Genomic DNA, 18,347 nt, shown 5'->3' with positions numbered 1-18,347 from the left:
GGCGGGCTTCGAAGAGCTTTTTTTGGTTTATAGCGTTTGCTTTTGTTCGATCCTGGTTTTGCTTTTCATCGGCATGAATAATGTGATAACTAACGCGATGACGGCCAGGATCATCATGAAGGAATAGGCGTCGCTTGCCCCTAAAATGGAAGTAAGGGATTTAAGGAGCTCAGCAGTCGTTGTAGGATTGTTCTGCATCACATCAGCTGCATGGCCGATTGCTTGCACGGTATAAATCGTGATCACAACGGCAGTACCAATGGCACCGGCTATTTGGCGAACGGTATTGTTCACCGCGGTACCGTGCGTACCGAGGTGTTTGGGCAGCGCATTGAGTCCGGCCGTATTGAGCGGCATGGTAATGAAGCTTAATCCGATCCGCAGGCCAATGGTACGAATCATCAAATACATATACGTGGTCGATTCAGATAAATCTGTTACCGCCCACATGGATGGAATAATAAACAGCAAACCAATGATGAACAGCGGCCTCGCACCGAAACGGTCGTATAACCTGCCGGTGACGGGTGACATCAGCGCATTGACAACCGCACCCGGCAATAAGAGCAGTCCTGCTTCGAATGCTGTAAAACCGCGACCATCCTGCAGATAAATAGGCAGTAAGATCATGTCCGCGTACATCAACATCGTGACTAACACGTTAATAAGGGACGTTAACGTAAAGATTTTGTTTTTGAAGACAGACAGGTTCAACAGGGGATCATCGGACCTGACTTGTCGTATACAGAATATGGCCGTTACCACGATCCCAATGCCTAAGGACAATATGACCGTGGCATCGTCCCAGCCTTTACTGCCTGCACTACTGAAACCGTATAAAATAAAGCCGAATCCGACGGTTGATAGAAGAACGCTTCTCACATCAAGCTTCGACTTGGCCGTTTCGGATACATTGACCAAATACTTGAATGCCAATGCGATGACCATCATGACAAGTGGAATGAGACCGATAAATAACCACCGCCAAGAGTGGTATTCGACAATAAATCCCGCTAGCGTCGGCCCAATGGCCGGAGCGAAAATCATGGCCAGTCCCAGCAGCCCCATAGCGCTGCCGCGTTTTTCAACGGGAAAGATGGCGAGCACAACACTCATCATGAGGGGCATCACGATTCCTGCACCGGCTGCTTGGACCATCCGTCCTAACAAGAGCACAACAAAGCTTGGCGCCGCCGCGCAGATGACTGAACCGATCAATAAAAACGACATGGCGCTTATAAATAATTGCCGCGTGGTAAAGCGTTTCATTAAATAGGCCGTAATCGGGATCAATATCCCGTTGACCAGCATAAATCCCGTTGAGATCCATTGGACGGTGGCTGCCGTGACATCAAATACATCCATTAGATTGCTTAAGGCGACATTTAACAGCGTTTGATTGAGCGTGGATAAGAAACAACCAAGGATTAAGATGGTTAGTAATATCCCTTTATTTATGTTCTTTATGTCTTCTTGCATGGCTGCGGTCCTCTCTTCATTGCTTTTTCGACATAGTGTCAATAAAATATATCTTAACAGCATTGAAGAGCGATTCCCATTTATAATTCTGCTTAAACTGTCGACTAAACGACAGTATGGGAAGATCGGTCGATGAAGTGCCAAATAAACGATAATCGAGGGATGACATGCCTGAACATAAAAGAGTGGATCCACGAGCCGTTCGCTCCAAAAAGCTGCTGAAACAGGCCGTTTTTTCATTACTGGCCGACAATCTGGAAGTCTCTCAATTGACCGTCCAAAAAATTGCAACCCGCGCAGAGCTAAATCGCGCCACGTTTTATTTGCATTATGAGGATATTAATGATTTGCTGCGCCAGATCGTGCATGAGATCTTTGACGACCTGTCCATGAAAGTCGAGCCGCTATTACAAGTGAAAAGTAGAAACGAGCGGGAGCAGCTAATTACATTTTTAAATTATTTTTATGAATACCGGAAAATTTTCGCCGTGTTGGTTGAGCATACGGGCTTCAAAACCCACTTGTCGAACCTATTGAAAAACACGATAGAACAACGCAGAGACGCAAGAAACATCCATTCCACAAGTCGGGTTGCCTCCGTTGATATTGTGGCCTCATCACTTCTGGGGATTATTATGTGGTGGATTAAGGATGGTACCGAGCATAGCGCAGAATACATTGCGGATCAGATTACCTTGATGTATAGAAGAAAGTATTTGTAACCGATCAGGCACAAGAGGTAAAGCTTGGAACGTTAGAACCAACGTGCATTCATTGCAAATATTCCCAGTCCTCTATATCATGGACGTATCGTATGTAAAAGCCTATAAAAGGAGATACATCCGCGGAACTGCACTGGGAAATCATCGAAAAATATTAGTGACAGCCAGTTTAGATATCCTGGCCGGGAGGAGAAGAACATGCATACATGGGAAAGCTTAATGAAGCAATTAGAGCAGCTGGGCATTGACGGAAAAGGGACCTTGCTGGTCCATTCTTCCATGAAGAGCATGGGGCCGGTCGAAGGCGGCGCGGACACGGTCCTCGATGCGCTGACAGCGTATATGAAAGAGGGGCTGCTGGTGCTGCCCACCCACACGTGGTCTTATATCAATGCGGATAATCCGAAATTTTACGTAGACCAATCTCCATCCTGCGTCGGAATCCTGCCGGAGCTTTTTCGCAAACGTCCGGATGTGGTGCGTTCGCTGCACCCCACGCATTCCGTGGCGGCACTGGGCCAGGATGCCATCCCGTTCACAAACGACGACCATCGTTTCGACACGCCATGCGCTAGAGGATCCGCTTGGGGCAAGCTGCTTGACCGCAAGGCGACGATTTTGTTAGTGGGTGTCGATTTAAAACGCAACACCTTTATTCATGGAGTCGAGGAGTGGGTGGACATCCCGGGCAGGTTAACGGATGGCCATGAGAAGCTGTACACGGTTTTACCGGATGGAACGGAAATCCCGGTGCCTTCCCGCAGACATTGCGGGTTGTCGTGGTCGGAGCATTTTTGGAAGGTCGATGAGGTCCTGGAAAGTCGGGGCGCGATGCATAAGGGGCATCTTGGCGATGCCGTCGTCCGGGTATGCGATGCGGCCGCGGTGGCCGATGTCATAACGGAAATGCTCAAGGACAATCCGGACTTGTTCTCGGATAATCAACCCTTGGACCATACCATGCATAACGTTTAGACGAGGACTTTCATCGTATGTGACTGCGATGGATGGGAAGATGGATGTTAAGAATAAACCAGCCGTCTTGTAACGCTGCATCCATTTTCCCGTTCATCTTCTCAACTAACTGTTTAGACAGATAAAGGCCGATCCCGCTGGATTCCGTGTTCGTTCTGCTGGCGACCTGACCGAATATAGGCGAGGGAAGTTTTTACATTAGGTGGCAGGTGGGCATAATGGAACCATTGCATGCGACAGAAAGGAAGGAATGGCATGTCTACGGAAACGAATCATCCCTGTGTCATCTTGCCAGAAGAGCAAGCGCCCGAAGATATGAAGCATTGAGAACGCTGCGAATTGTGCAGACAGCGGAATCGCGTCATCTGGGGGGAAGGCAATCCGCAAGGCTCGCTGATGATGATCCTGGATAATCCGGGAGCACGGGAGGACCGGAAGGGTAACCCGTTCTTGTGCGGGACCCGGGAAACCCTCCAACTCGGCATGAGGGAAGCGGGCATGGATATCCACTCGGTTTACGTCACCTATTTGCTGAAACGCCGGCCAACCCGTGCTTATGATAAGCCTGCAACCCGAGCGGCATGCCTTCCGCATTTGCAGTCGCAGCTCCTTCAGAAGCAGCCGCTCGTATTGTTTGGCTTTGGCAATGTCGTAGTCGAAGGATTATTCCCGCAGAAGGAGAATGCCACCGTCAAGGAGCTGCGGGGGAGCTGGCATGAATTTGAAGGAATCCCGATTGGCTTTACCTATCATCCGCTGGCCGTATGGCATTGTACGGGTTGATCTTGGCTATGGACGTCGTTGCATTGATCGTAAACAGCAGATAATAGAATACCAATTCATCATAGACGTCCAGCTGTTTAAAAGAGTCGGACAGCACAGGCTTCCAGTCCGGACTCGCAACATAATGGGCGTCCCTCGGCTGCAATTCATACGTCCACTCCACAAAAGCCTCATCGTTACGCTCGGCAAAGAATAATGCAGCGCCACCGTCCTCAAGAAGGCCGTATTCAAAGCCGCCTATCGGAGTGGACGGTAATCCTCTATTGAATTTCAGATTGAGATATTCGTTATATAGGAATTGAAGTTTCATCGGTCATATCCTCGGTTCGTAAAGGTTTCCTTCATCGGGAACACGGCAGTAGCTAACACGGATCCTTAATAGATATTCAACATCCAGCAGGGCATTCCTCTAGTTTCGCGGCAGGTGGACGTTATCTAAGCAGCGACATGCCAAGCCTTCTTTCATAAACGACGGATCCTCGAAAACCTGCGATACGGTTCTGCGCGTTCTCTTCAGCAAAACCTCTTGTTTGCCTCTGGATCTCCTATGCGGGCAAGTTGAAGGATTCGGCACATCCACTCCCATGCCTAGCGACTCTGCAACACGTTCGGTGGGGACGAACGGAATCCAGCCTGCCGTTTCCGGCATAGCCCATCCATGCCGTCTTGGTACAGCAGCGCTCGTTCACAGAGCTGCAGAATGCAATTGCCGGGTTTACGGAAACGGTGTACACTGGGGGCCGAAGTGACCATTATAGAACAGGGTGTGTTACATATTTTCAGACTGCGCCAATTTTATTTAAACCATCTGAAGCGAAAGATGTTCAACAAAATCGTCGTGCTGTATTCGGCCGTCATGATCGTGCTGTTCGCGATTGCGGCGACCTTGGTCTATCAATACCAAACGCAGCGCATACTCCGTGAGCAGACGGATGCGAATCTCAAATCCGCGCATGTCCTGAATATCTATTTGAGCCGGCAGTATGAGAGCATCCAGAATATATTCCAGCAGATTTACGGCGACGCCACGCTGAGCGACGAGCTGATCTATTTTTTGAACAACGAATATGAGAGTTACCTCAAATACCGCCTGGATTTGTACACAAAGACGGGGGAGCAGCGTTTGCGGTCCTTCAATACCCTGCTGAAGAATTACCTGGAGCAGGAGCCCAGCGCCAAAAGCGTGTCCATCTACAGTTATCCGAACGATTTTTATATGCACATCAGCCGGACCAACCAGCAGCTGAATAATGAATCCGGTTCCAAAAGCAAGTGGGAGAACTGGTTCGCCCGCCGGGAGCAGCACAGCTGGGATACCATGCCGCTAAACGAGCTTTCAGGTTCAGCCGCAGGCTCCGGTGCAAGGTCCTATTCCTATTCGCGAGAGCTGAAGGACCCTTGGACCCTGGAACGGGTAGGCATGTTGAACGTGGAGTTCGACGCCCGGCAAATATCGACCTGGCTCGAGAGCAGAGCTTCGGTCAAAGGCCGGATCATGGTGTTGAACGCCCAGGGAACCGTGATTTACGACTCGGAGGATGTGTATTACGGTCAAACCTATCCCTACCACTTGGAACCGGAAAAAGCCGGAGACTGGGTGGAGCTGGACGAACCCTCCAAGGTGAACATGTTGAATGTCGGGAATGCGGGCTTGTCGGTGGTGGGTATCGTGTCGAAATCCTCGATCGAGGAGAATACGCAGAGTTTGAGGACCGGACTGATCCTGGTCACGCTTGTATTTATGGTGGCCAGCTTTGCAATTACGTTCACGATCGTTCGAAAATTCTCCAAAAAAGTGCAGCGGATCATCCGCTCGATGAACCGCATCGGCGAAGGCGATCTGTCGACGCGCATCCAGATGTCCGGCGAAGACGAGCTGCAGCAAATTTCCCGCCGGTTCAACGACATGGGCGACCGTTTGGAGCAGTACATCGATAAGATGTACACCTCGGAAATCAAGCAAAAAAACGCGGAGCTGGTTGCCCTGCAGTCGCAGATCAATCCCCATTTCCTATACAATACGCTGGAATCCATTCGCATGAAGGCGTATTTCGTGGGAGCGAAGGAAGTGGGCCAAATGATATACAGCCTGTCGGTCATGTTCAAGAACATGGTGAAGAAGAGCACGATGGTTACCGTTGAAGAGGAGATCGATATGTGCTCGGTTTACCTCGACTTGTTCCGCATCCGCTATGAAGGGCGGCTGGAGACGGAAATTGAGGTCGACCCGGAAATCCAAAACCTTAGCATTATCAAGCTGCTCATCCAGCCGATCGTGGAAAACTATATCGTTCACGGATTCCGTCCGCTTGAGGACAACAATAAAATTTCTGTCCGGGCCCACGGGGCAGAGGACCGGGTCGTGATCACCGTCTCGGACAACGGAACGGGCATACCGGAGGAAAAGCTGATCCAGATCCGCCAGACGCTGGACAAGGTTCTCCAGCCTCCCGACAAGGGCTACCGGTCGATCGGGCTGATGAACGTGCATGAACGGATCGTTCTGAATTACGGAAGCGATTACGGCGTGACCATCCGCAGCACGGAGGGGCAGGGAACGGAGGTCCGCATGGAAATACCGAAGCTTCGCAGGGGGGAGACGACATGAGGAGCGTATTTTTTGTTGATGATGAGCCTTTGATTGCTCAGGGATTGGCCACGATTGTGGATTGGCAGGAATACGATCTGCACGTGTCCGGTTCGGCCAACGATGGGCTGCAGGCGCTAGAGAAATTGAAGGAAGAGCCTGTGGATCTGCTGATCACGGATATTATGATGCCAAGAATGAACGGACTCGAGCTCATTAAGAAGGTGAAAGCCATGCATCCCCGCACCAAGTTCATTGTGCTTAGCGGGTATGAGGAATTCGAATATGTGAAGATAGGGATTACGCTCGGCATCCAAAATTACATTTTGAAGCCGATCAACATCGAGGAGCTGGAAGCAACGATCAAGCATATCCGGGGCGATTGGGAACGCGAGGAGCTGAAGCGGTTTCGCTCCGAGGAGGATTGGAAGGTTCTCCGCAGCAATATTTTGCAGCGATGGGTGAACGGCGAAATCAAAAGCTCGGAGCTCAAGCAAAGAGCCGAGCTTCTCGGCATTCCGCTGCATTATCCGTCATACCAGGTTAACGTGCTGCGGCTCATATCCGACGAGCGCTCGGTATCCCAGCTCTTCCGCCTGACCAGCCTGGCGGATGAATGCTGCCAAGCTCTTTCGGAGGAGCTTGGGGGAGATCATGAGGTCATTTGTTTCCCCGATGCGGATGACGACATCGTTGTTTTGACGGCCTCGATGAAGGAGCGGAAGGATGCTGCGCGGGAAGGGATGCGAGGAGCCATGGCCAAGCTGCGGCAGTTGACCGGCTTGCGCATGTGGTGCGCCGAAGGTCATGCGGCTGTCCATGATTTTAAAGATATTCAGGAGAGCTACAGGCTAGCGAAAGGCCACTTCAACGCCCGCCTGATTGCAGGAGATGAAGAGACCTTGTACCATCCGCCTGCGGAACCGGAGTCCGATCCGGCATCTTCGCCGTCGGTTCGCCCCGATGCCTTCGCGAAGCTGCTGATCGAAGGCGATGTTTCGTCCTTGCAGGCCTACATCGAATCCGTTCTTGACGGCGGCAGCGGGGCGCAGACGGTACACAGGGGAGCCTGCATGAATGCGGCTGTCCAATTGATGATAGCGGCAAAGGATGTGGAGAAAAGCCCCGACTACAGCGAGGTGTTCACGCCAATGCACCGGATCAATACGCTCCAGGGGCTCCGAAGCCATGTATGGCGCATTGTCGAGCGCAGCCTCCAGCGCCTGCAGGAAGCGGAACAGGGGTACAGCCCCCATGTATCGTTCCTTGTCGAGCAGGTGCAGCACCATTATCCGGAAGAGCTATCCTTGAAGACGCTGAGCCAGCGGCTGCAGATGCATCCGAATTATTTGGGGCAGCTCTTTCAGCAGGAGGTCGGCGCAAGCTTTTCGGATTATTTGAACCAGTACCGCATCGAGAAAGCGTCGCAGTTCCTGCTGCATACCGATCAGAAGACGGCGGATATCGCTTTCAGCGTAGGTTACACGGACAGCTCGTACTTTTACAGGCAGTTCAAAAAATATACGGGCGTATCTCCAACCGAGATGAGGTCCATGTATCGGATCTAACACCAACGTTTCTCTTTGCGACAGGCTCAAGGCGAATCCGCTTTGGCCTGTTTTTCTTGTTGTTTGTGGAGGATTCTTTAATTTATCCATCCCGTTCTAGTATTTTTCAACTTGAGGGCGGTAGCGCTTACTTGGCACAATGAAAGTAGTTAAAGGACGAGTGAGAAGATAACGGCCGGCTCTTGGATAAAGCCGCATTGACAACGATCATGGGACATTTTAAAGCTTCGGTCGCATCACTTGCATTTAACAGGGAAGAGGAGGAGTGCCCATGTCGGGGTTCATCAAAAAGGTTATACGCAACCGGTTCATGCTGCTGATGATACTGCCCGGAACCATTTGGTTTCTGATCTTTGCATACTTGCCCATGTTCGGTACCGTGCTCGCGTTTAAGGATTTCCGCATCAGCCCGGACGGTTTCTTCGCCAGCGTGTTCAACAGCGAATGGGTAGGATTCAAAAACTTCGAGTATCTGTTTACGACCAATGATGCCTATATCATTACGAGAAATACGATTCTTTATAACCTCGCCTTTATCATTCTGGGCCTGGTCATTGCGGTCGGGTTTGCGATCATGCTGAGCGAGCTTGTCAACAAGCGGACGGCCAAGGTATATCAGACCGGCATGTTTCTGCCGCATTTTTTGTCGTGGGTCATCATCAGTTATTTTGCGTTCACCTTTCTGAGCGTGGACAAAGGAACGCTGAACCAAATCATTACCTATTTCGGAGGAGAGCCGATCAGCTGGTATTCGGAAGCGAAGTATTGGCCCTTCATCATCATTTTTGTCGGCATCTGGAAAGGCGTAGGCTACAACAGCGTTATTTATCTTGCGGCTATCACAGGGATCGACAAGTCTTATTATGAAGCAGCCGTCATCGACGGCGCCAGCAAGTGGAAGCAGGTGCGGTACATCACCATTCCGCTGCTGAAGCCGCTCATGATCATCCTGACCATACTGGCGATCGGCGGCATCTTCCGTTCCGATTTCGGATTGTTCTACCAGCTTCCGAAGGATTCGGGCGCGCTGTACCCGGTTACGAACGTCATCGATACCTTCGTCTACCGCGGTCTGATCAACATGGGAGACATCGGCATGAGCACGGCAGCGGGCTTGTACCAATCGTTTGTCGGACTGGTTCTGATTCTGGTTGCCAATTATATCGTTCGAAAAATCGAAAAAGATCATGCGATCTTCTAATCCGAGGGAGGTGTAACTTCAATGTCGCAGCTATCAACGCAAACCGCCCGCCAGTCGGCCAAGCGTTCAAGGAAGAGAGACTATAATGCCATCTCCCCTTTGTGGAATACGATTTTCAATATCGTGATCGGGCTCTTCTCGTTCTCCTGTATCTTTCCGTTCCTATTTGTTATCATTATTTCCCTGACGGACGAACAGACGCTGGTCCTGGAAGGCTTTAGGCTGCTGCCGAGCCAGTTCAGCACGGCCGCGTACGAGTATATTTTCAAAACGGGAAGCGAATTGCTGTCCTCATTCGGCTTGACGCTCCTGGTCACGGTGCTGGGAACGCTGGTGAGTCTGGCGCTGGTTACGACCTATGCGTATGCCTTGTCCCGCCGAAACTTTGAATTTAGAGGGTTTTTCAGCTTTCTGGCGTTCTTCACCATGTTGTTCTCGGGCGGCATGGTACCGGGTTATATCGTGATGACCCAGTTCCTGCATCTGCAGAACACGATCTGGGCGCTAATCTTTCCGCTATCCTTGAGCGCGTTCTCCATCATCGTCATGAGGACCTTTTTTCAAACGACGATTCCGGATGAGATTATCGAGTCCGCCAAAATCGATGGCGCCGGCGAATTTCTGACCTTTATCCGTATCGTCCTGCCGGTCTCGCTGCCGGGGATCGCCACCATCGGCTTGTTCAGCTCATTGGGCTACTGGAACGACTGGTTTAACGCCTTGCTGTATTATAACAATCCGCAGGCGACGCCACCGCTGCAGTTCATGCTCATGCAGATCGAGAAGAACATGGACTTCCTGACGAAGAATGCGCAGAATATCGGCTCGTTCGATGTGGCCGCCGGCCTGCCGACGGAGACGGTAAGGATGGCGATGGTCGTATTGGCCACGCTGCCGATCGTCATGGCGTATCCGTTCTTCCAGCGGTATTTTGTCCAGGGTCTGACCGTAGGCTCGGTCAAAGGATAATTTCATAAGGTTGAACCCGCAAGCGCACACTGCCGGAGAAATCCGGCTTTCATGTCCCGGGTGTGTAAGCGGTATCAATATAGCAATAACCATTAAGTGACACAGGGGGAAAAACTCATGTTTAAGAAGAAGATTTCTTTACTGTCCCTTGCTCTCGTGCTTCTGCTGACCGTTGTACTGTCGGCCTGCGGCAGCAAGGAAGGCGGCAGTAAGCCAAGTGAACCAGCGAAGGAAGAGGCGGCTGTCCAAAGCGACGGCACCATTGATGCCTCCAAACTGGATCCGGTCAAACTGAAAATGTACATGATCGGGCCAAATCAGAAAGACCTGCCTATGGTTCAAGAGGAAATCAATAAATATTTGACGGAAAAAATCAATGCAACGATCGAAATCAGCATGATCGACTGGGGCGATTACAGCCAGCGGATGCAGGTGATTACGAGCTCCGGCGAGAATTACGACATCGCCTTCACCAGCTCGTGGGCGTTCGATTACCTTCCAAATGCGGCAAAAGGCGCGTTTAAGCCGCTGAACGAACTGCTCGATCAGTACGGAAAAGGCATTAAGGAAGTACTGGATCCCCGTTTCCTGGAAGGAACGAAGGTTAACGGCGTCAACTATGGCATCCCGGCCAACAAGGAACTGGCACAGCAATTTGTATGGCGCTTCAACAAAAAGTATCTGGATAAGTACAACCTGGACATTTCCAAGGTGACCACGCTTGAAGATCTGGAACCGCTTCTCAAAACGATTAAAGAGAACGAGCCTGCGGAAATTACGCCGCTTGCCGTACCGAAAGGCTTTAAACCGTACATGCCGTTTGACTACCCGCTCGGCGATGAAATTCCGATCGGCATGTATCTGGACACCGAGGACTTTAAATTCGTGAATTTGCTGGATTCGCCTGAATTGAAATCGGCGCTGACGACCATGCGCAAATACTATAAAGCGGGCTATGTGCGTGAGGACATTGCAACGCTGGACGGCATCGACAACATCAAAACCGGCAAATGGCTCGTGGACCGCGAAATTACGCAGCCATACGCAGAGCTTGGCTGGTCCAGAAACGCGGGCTATGACATCGTGACCAGACCGATGCATGATCCTGTCATTTACACCAGCTCCGCAGCAGGTTCGATGATGGCCATTTCTTCTTACTCCAAAAATTCGGAGCGGGCGATGATGTTCCTGAACCTGCTGAACACGGACGTGAAACTCCGGAACATGATTCAATACGGCTTGGAAGGAACGCACTACAAGAAGCTTGAAGAGCCGTATATCGAGGATATGCCTGCCATGCAGGAGAACTACGCGATGCCTGGTTTCGCGCTCGGCAACATGTTCCTGACGTACCTTCACGAAGGCGAGCCGAAGGACAAATGGGAAGCATTCGAGAAATTCAACACCTCTGCCGTAGTGGCGCCTACATTCGGCTTTAATTTCGACACGGCTCCGGTCAAAACGGAGGTCGCGGCCATCACGAACGTAGCCAAGGAATTTATTCCGGCGCTGTACACCGGCTCCGTCGATCCTGAAGAATATCTGCCGAAAGCTAAACAAAAGTTCCAGGATGCCGGCATCGACAAAGTGATCGCCGAAGCTCAAAAGCAGTTCGATGAGTGGAAGGCTCAAAACAAGTAATCCGTAAAGGGTATGAAGGGTAGAAGCGGCTGTTCCTTACGGCCGTTTCTCTCTGTCCTTTCTTACTTCACCGAAAAAGGCTCCAATGTGCGTAAGCGAAATGATCTTCGAATAATAGGAGGTTTCCCCATGAAACGAATCAAACCGGATTATTACGCAAGAACCCAGTGGAAGCGCAGAATGGCGGCATGGATGAGCACGGCTTTGCTTGCCGCATCCCTGACGGGCTTTGCCGGAGAAGCCGAAGCGGCCCAGCCGCATTCGTCGTATTGGTATCCGAACACGCTGCTGGAATGGTCGCCGTCCAAGGACAAGGATGCCCGTTTTAACCGGGGAACGGTGAAGCTGGAGGATCAGCGCATCCAAGGAAGCAAAGTAAACGGCAACGCCAAGGAAGAAGTAAAGGTGCTATCGATCGCTTCCATGTATCCGAGCACAAGCGGAGCTCCTTCGCAAGGCTCGGAGAAGTTCCATACCTATACGTTCAGCAATTGGCAGTACATCGACAAGCTGGTCATGTGGGGCGGCTCCGCAGGCGAAGGATTAATCGTTCCGCCAAGCAGCGACGTCATCGATGCGGCCCATAAGAATGGGGTTCCTGTTTTTGGAACCGTTTTCTTGCCGCAAACCGAGCACGGAGGCAAAATCCAGTGGCTGCATGATCTGTTAAAGCAGCGGGAGGACGGTTCTTTCCCGGTTGCGGATAAGCTGATCGAGGTAGCGACGTACTACGGATTCGACGGCTGGTTCATCAATCAGGAAACGCAGGGCGGAACGCCGGAAGATGCGGCCAAGATGGCTGAGTTTCTGACTTACTTGCAGCAGAACCAAGGACCCGGCATGGAAGTGATCTGGTACGATTCCATGATCAAGGAGGGACCGGTGAAGTGGCAGGGGGCCCTGACGGATAAGAACGAAATGTTCTTCCAACAGGGAAATCAGCGGGTTTCCGACAACATGTTCATCGATTTCCGCTGGCAGTTCAAAGACGAGAAGAACGGCCAATACGATTACATTACTCCGTTCTTGAACTCCCCGGCCAAAGCGGCGGAGCTTGGCCGCAGTCCGTATGATCTATATGCCGGCATCGACGTGGAGGCGAAAGGCTACGAAGGCAGGTTCAATTGGCCGGTTCTGTTCCCGGACGGGAAGAAAGCCACGACCTCCCTGGGCATTTACCGTCCGGATTGGGCGTACAACAGCTCCGAAACCCATGAGGAGTACATGAATAAGGAGCAGATTTTCTGGGTGGGACCCGGAATGAATCCAGCGAACACGTCACAGCCTGCAGGGACCGATCCGCTTGCCTGGAGAGGGATTGCCCATGATGTCGTTGCAAAAACCGTGCTGACCGACTCCGAATTCGTCACCCATTTCAATACGGGCAACGGCCATTTGTTTGCGGTGGACGGCAAGGTGATGCGAAGCCGCGATTGGAGCAACCGGAGCCTGCAGGATATTTTGCCGACCTGGCGCTGGATCGCGGAAACTAATGGAAAGGGTGAAGCCCTCAAGCCTGGATTTGATTTCAGCAAATCCTACTACGGCGGCAGCTCGCTTCAAGTGGCGGGTGCCGTAAGCAAAGGCTCCTCCACCCATCTCAAGCTGTATAAGGCGAATATCCCGGTGGAAGCGACCACGGAAGTATCACTCGTGTATGCCGACAATGCCAAGGACGCCAAGGTGAAGATCGGCTTGGCATTCTCCGATGCGCCGGATCGGTACGAATTTTTCGAGCCTGGCAAATGGACCGCCACGGGCGCGAATCAGGATTGGAAGCAGGGAAGCGTCAAGCTGAACAAGTATAAAGGCCGCACGATTGCCGGAATCTCGCTTCAATTCGAGTCCGCGGCGGATCAGGCGGATTATCGGGCCAACATCGGCCGCCTGGCGGTTACGCAGGTGAACGACAAGGCGAAGAAACCGCACGCGGTAACCGATTTGAAGGTTATCGAGAATGATTTCCGCGATGGAATATATGGTGATGCGCGCTTGTCGTGGGAAGCGCCGAAACAGAATGAAGACGTACTGTACTATCAGGTTTATCGCATCCATCCGGACGGCAAGTACGAACTGATGGGCATGACGGGAAATACCGTTTATTACGTACCGGAAATGAAGCGTTCGCTTAAGGAGGAGGCAACCAAAATGGTTGTGATTCCGGTAAACCGCCACTACCAGCAAGGAAAGGCGGCATCCGCCAGCTTCGACTGGCCGGAATATCCGAAGCCGACGGCAGCCTTCAAGGCGGATAAAACCCTGATTGCGCCGGGAGAAACGGTGCAATTCACGGATCTTTCCTCGGAAGTGACGGAGTCCTGGAGCTGGAGCTTCCCTGGCGGGCAGCCGGCGTCCAGTACGGACCAGCATCCTAAAGTGACCTATCCCGAGGAAGGAACGTACGAGGTCACGCTGACCGCTAAAAATAGCGTTGGCGAGGATCGGATCCAGAAGAAGCTCATCACGGTAACCCGGGAAGCCGAGAACGGCGTCGGCAACCTTGCTCTTGGCAAAAGCGCGTCCGCATCCAGCTTCGTGAACGAGAAGGAAGCGCCGCCATTTGCAGTGGACGGCAATGCCGCCACCAAATGGTGTGCCGTCGGAGACGGGCCGCACTGGCTGACGGTAGACTTGGGAGCCGAGCACAAGGTCAGCGAATTCGTGATCAAGCACGCGGAAGCCGGAGGCGAGCCTGCCGCGTTCAACACGCGGGCTTTCTCCATTCAAGTAAGCTCGGACGGCAAGGAGTGGAAGGATGCCGTCTCGGTCAAAGACAACACGCAAGGGATCAGCAGCCATGCCATCGAACTTACCTCCGCACGGTACGTGCGTCTTCAGATCGAGAAGGCGACACAGGGCGGGGACACGGCTGCACGGATTTACGATGTTGAAGTGCTGGGCTTGAAATAGTACGGATGACTAGAAAGAGTGTTTCCCTTCATGGGGGAACACTCTTTTTTGGTTATTTATATCGTCCCGATCCGTCATAGAAGCGCCGTTTAGGCCCCTGAGCCAGCGTGTCGTGTATAGATTTTGTATAGATAGGGTTGTTAATCTTATGTAGGACAGTATATGGATGCTGCGCAAATGACACAAGCTGAGGACGGCATTGATGGCAAGAATGCTGAAAGTGACCGGTCTGACCGATAAATAATGAGTAGAACAAACAACCATTGATGGCATGGCAGTCATCAATGGTTGTTCTTTCATTTGGGTTTGCAATTGTAAATAATGGAGCTATGCTTACATTAAAGTGGATTAGGAGAGGAATATCTCTTGGCAAAGAGCCCACCAAGTCACCAAATAAAAAAGAGCCACATTTTATGGTTAATAGGATTACTCATAGTGATTCTATCGAGCATGCGCATGCTGTGGGTGGAAGTGTTCCCTGATCAACAGCAGGTGACGATAAAGAAGGGGCATCTCGATTTGCGCGAATGGGATGCCGAAGAAGGCGGCATTCTGTTGCTTGACGGAGAGTGGGAGTTTTATCCCATGCAGTGGCTGCTGGATGGGAGCGGGCAGGGTGCATCAGGCGGGCCGAAGCCGAAGCTGATTGCGGTTCCGGGGGGATGGAATCAAGCTCTGCATGGTAATGGCAAAGCGTCTCCATATGGATTTGCTTCCTATCGCCTGCGTATTCTAGTGAATCCCGAGGAGAAGCTGAATTATAGCATTCGCGTGCCTAGCGTACGCTCGTCATCCGAATTATATGTCAATGGACGTTTGCTTGCCAAATCCGGGCGGGTGGCGGACACGAAGGAAGCCTATACCGCGAAGAACCTGCCGTATACTACAAGCTTTACGGCGGACGGCAACGGCGTCATCGAATTAGTGATTCAGGCGGCCAATTATGTGGATAGCCGAAGCAGCGGCATAGCCAGGTCCATTAAATTGGGTTCAGAGGAAGCCGTGGCCAAAGAAATGAAACTCTCGGTTTCGATGCAAACACTGGGAGCCGTTATCTTCCTTATGCATTCCGTTTATGCACTCATTTTATTTTTACTGGGGAATAGGGAAAAGAGGCTGCTGTATTTTTCCTTGCTGACCCTCTGCGTAACCCTTTCGAGCATATTGAGCACGGATGAGAAGCTGTTCCATCAATTCATATACATCAACAGCGATTGGGATTTTCGGTTGTCCAATGCCGCCTTTATGATTGGATGCTATGCGTTGCTGGAATGCACGAATCATCGCGAACTCTCTTATTGGAACAGGGTTTATCCCGTTTATGCCGTCACGATCTTAGGAACTGCAGGCATTACCTTGTTCTTGGCTCCGCCTCAGGTGATCATGCTATTCCCGGTTTATTTGCTGTTGGGCTGCGTAACGGCCGTCATCACGATCATCGCAATCACCAAAACCGTAATCAAGGGCATTAAAGACCATTTGCTGCTGCTTTTTTCCATGGTTGCGTTGGTCCATCATTTCCTGTGGGCGTTGTTCTTGCGGGAAAGCGCCTTAAGTGTTGCCCATTATCCGTTTGACCTGATCCTTTCGATGGGATGTTTGGCCGCTGTATGGTTTAAGGGTTATTTCAAAATGCATGCGAACACGAAAGAGATTGCCGCAACCTTGCAAAGAGTGAATGACCATAAGGATCAATTCCTGGCGAACACGTCCCATGAGTTCAAAAATCCGCTGCACAGCATGCTTAACATGTCGCAATCCGTGTTGAACCGGGAACGGCCTTTGCTGCAGGACAGGAGTGTGAAAGAGCTTGAAACGATTCTGACCGTCGGACGTCGTCTAACACTAATATTAAACGATTTGATGGACGTCATGAGTCTGCGGGATGGCAATCCGAGGCTGCTGAAAAAGGCCGTATCGATCCAGCCCATCGTGACGGGGGTGATGGATATGCTGCAATTTAACGCGGAAGTGAAGTCGGTCAGCATCGTCAATCAGATCCCGGAGGATTTCCCTCCCGTCTTGGCGGACGAGAACCGGATGATTCAAGTCGTGTTCAATCTGCTGCATAATGCCGTAAAATATACGAATGAAGGGTATATTTCGATTCAAGCTTTTACAGAGGACGACAGAGCCTATATCGCGATTGCCGACACGGGGATCGGAATGGACGAAGCCATGCTGAAGCGCTTGTTCCTTCCGTATGAGCAGGCGAGCGCCAGCGAGACCATGATCGAAGGCGGCTTTGGGCTAGGTCTAAGCATAAGCAAGCAGCTCATTGAGCTTCATCGTGGTACGCTTGAGGTGGCCTCCGTTCCAGGGGAGGGCTCGATATTTACGTTTTCGTTAAAGCTGGCAGGGCTCGAAACAGAGGAAGAGCAGCATGATTCGAACTCTAACGGACCGCCAACATTGCCGTCCATGCCGATGCAGGATACCATTGGGGCCGGTTTGCAAAAAGAGGAGATCTTCCCGACAGCCGCGATACAAGGAGCTTTGCCCGAAAGGAGAAGTAACCGGCCGACCCTGCTCATCATTGACGACGATCCCGTCAACCTTCAGGTGCTTGAGGCCATACTGCCTCCTGACGAATACGAGGTGACGATGGCAACAAGCGGTAAAGAAGCGTTGGCTGTACTGGATGCGAAGGCGTGGGATTTGGTCATCTCCGATATTATGATGCCGCAGATGTCCGGGTATGAGCTGACGCGGAGGATTCGCGAGCGGTTTACGCTCACGGAGCTACCTGTGCTGCTGCTTACTGCAAGAAGCCAACCGAAAGACATCCAAAGCGGGTTTTTGGCGGGGGCCAACGATTATGTGACCAAGCCGGTGGAGGCCTTGGAAATCAGGTCGAGGATTGAGGCCTTAACGACGATTAAACAAACCGTCCGGGAGCAGCTCCGACTGGAAGCGGCATGGCTGCAAGCGCAAATCCAGCCTCATTTTTTATTCAATGCTTTAAATGCGGTGACGGCCCTAAGCGACGTTGATTTGGACAAGATGCGGAATCTGCTTGAGGAGTTCAGCAACTTTCTGAGATATAAATTCAGATTCCAAGACACGGCTGGACTTGTACCGATCGAGGAGGAGCTGAGCCTGGTACGCTCGTATCTTTATATCGAGCAGGTTCGGTTTGAAGATCGGCTGCAGGTGGTTTGGGAGGTAGACGACTGCGGAGCCTTGCAAATTCCGTTCCTTTCGATCCAGCCCTTGGTCGAAAATGCGATAAGGCATGGCGTCATGAAGCGCACTTATGGGGGAACCATACATATTCGAATTTCCGTCCATGCCACGCATGCCGAGATAACCGTTCAGGACGATGGGATCGGAATGGATGAAGCTCAATTGCAGCGAATCCTAGAGAGAACAGCGAATCATCAGTCCGGGGTCGGATTGATCAATACGGACCAGCGATTAAAACGGCACTTCGGAACAGGGCTTCATATTCAGAGCAGGTTAGGCGAAGGAACCCGGGTTACTTTTCATGCACGCATCTAAACCCCGGGATA

The 18,347-nt window shown here is 51.5% G+C and carries 11 protein-coding genes and 1 pseudogene; 10 read left to right on the top strand and 2 right to left on the bottom strand.

Annotation, left to right across the window (positions count from 1 at the left end):
• Positions 1 to 27: 27 nt before the first annotated feature.
• Positions 28 to 1,479 (bottom strand): DHA2 family efflux MFS transporter permease subunit, encoded by a 1,452-nt coding sequence (locus RB297_RS28765; protein ID WP_375121980.1) that lies wholly within the window; start codon positions 1,477 to 1,479, stop codon positions 28 to 30.
• Positions 1,480 to 1,646: 167 nt separating this feature from the next.
• On the opposite strand from RB297_RS28765, the gene RB297_RS28760 reads away from it, so the two are divergent.
• The 3 genes and pseudogenes from RB297_RS28760 to RB297_RS28750 form a co-directional block, all read left to right on the top strand.
• A complete protein-coding gene (locus tag RB297_RS28760; protein ID WP_192570191.1) occupies positions 1,647 to 2,201 on the top strand; it encodes a TetR/AcrR family transcriptional regulator in 555 nt (184 codons plus the stop codon).
• 198 nt (positions 2,202 to 2,399) lie between these two features.
• Complete coding sequence (locus RB297_RS28755; protein ID WP_375121979.1) at positions 2,400 to 3,176, top strand: AAC(3) family N-acetyltransferase; 777 nt, start codon at positions 2,400 to 2,402, stop codon at positions 3,174 to 3,176.
• Positions 3,177 to 3,515: 339 nt separating this feature from the next.
• Positions 3,516 to 3,941: pseudogene (locus RB297_RS28750) on the top strand (uracil-DNA glycosylase); the annotation flags it as partial.
• On the opposite strand, the gene RB297_RS28745 reads toward RB297_RS28750, so the two are convergent.
• Positions 3,919 to 4,269: a hypothetical protein gene (locus RB297_RS28745; protein WP_375121978.1), complete on the bottom strand. Its 351-nt coding sequence runs from the start codon at positions 4,267 to 4,269 to the stop codon at positions 3,919 to 3,921. The pseudogene RB297_RS28750 and the gene RB297_RS28745 sit on opposite strands and share 23 nt — an antisense overlap.
• 435 nt (positions 4,270 to 4,704) lie before the next feature.
• On the opposite strand from RB297_RS28745, the gene RB297_RS28740 reads away from it, so the two are divergent.
• From RB297_RS28740 to RB297_RS28710, 7 genes are all read left to right on the top strand, one after another.
• The gene (locus tag RB297_RS28740; protein ID WP_375121977.1) at positions 4,705 to 6,567 is read left to right on the top strand and encodes a sensor histidine kinase; all 1,863 of its coding nucleotides are present in this window, start codon (positions 4,705 to 4,707) and stop codon (positions 6,565 to 6,567) included.
• Complete coding sequence (locus tag RB297_RS28735) at positions 6,564 to 8,114, top strand: response regulator (RefSeq protein ID WP_375121976.1); 1,551 nt, start codon at positions 6,564 to 6,566, stop codon at positions 8,112 to 8,114. Before RB297_RS28740 ends, RB297_RS28735 begins: the two co-directional genes overlap by 4 nt.
• A gap of 271 nt (positions 8,115 to 8,385) precedes the next feature.
• Complete coding sequence (locus RB297_RS28730) at positions 8,386 to 9,315, top strand: ABC transporter permease (protein ID WP_009590960.1); 930 nt, start codon at positions 8,386 to 8,388, stop codon at positions 9,313 to 9,315.
• Between the two features lie 21 nt (positions 9,316 to 9,336).
• Positions 9,337 to 10,284: a carbohydrate ABC transporter permease gene (locus RB297_RS28725; protein WP_009590967.1), complete on the top strand. Its 948-nt coding sequence runs from the start codon at positions 9,337 to 9,339 to the stop codon at positions 10,282 to 10,284.
• A gap of 117 nt (positions 10,285 to 10,401) precedes the next feature.
• Positions 10,402 to 11,925, top strand: coding sequence for an ABC transporter substrate-binding protein (locus RB297_RS28720; RefSeq protein WP_096777216.1), 1,524 nt, complete (start codon positions 10,402 to 10,404; stop codon positions 11,923 to 11,925).
• Positions 11,926 to 12,054: 129 nt separating this feature from the next.
• On the top strand, positions 12,055 to 14,835 hold the full coding sequence (locus RB297_RS28715) for an endo-beta-N-acetylglucosaminidase (RefSeq protein WP_375121975.1): 2,781 nt from the start codon (positions 12,055 to 12,057) through the stop codon (positions 14,833 to 14,835).
• Positions 14,836 to 15,201: 366 nt separating this feature from the next.
• A complete protein-coding gene (locus tag RB297_RS28710) occupies positions 15,202 to 18,336 on the top strand; it encodes a hybrid sensor histidine kinase/response regulator (protein WP_375121974.1) in 3,135 nt (1,044 codons plus the stop codon).
• The last annotated feature ends 11 nt before the right edge of the window (positions 18,337 to 18,347 follow it).

Source organism: Paenibacillus sp. CR_12 (assembly GCF_041953985.1).
Classification (GTDB): Bacteria; Bacillota; Bacilli; order Paenibacillales; family Paenibacillaceae; genus Paenibacillus_AQ; species Paenibacillus_AQ lautus_A.
The sequence above is the reverse complement of the archived record's forward strand: the minus strand, read 5'-3'. Positions and strand labels throughout refer to the sequence as shown.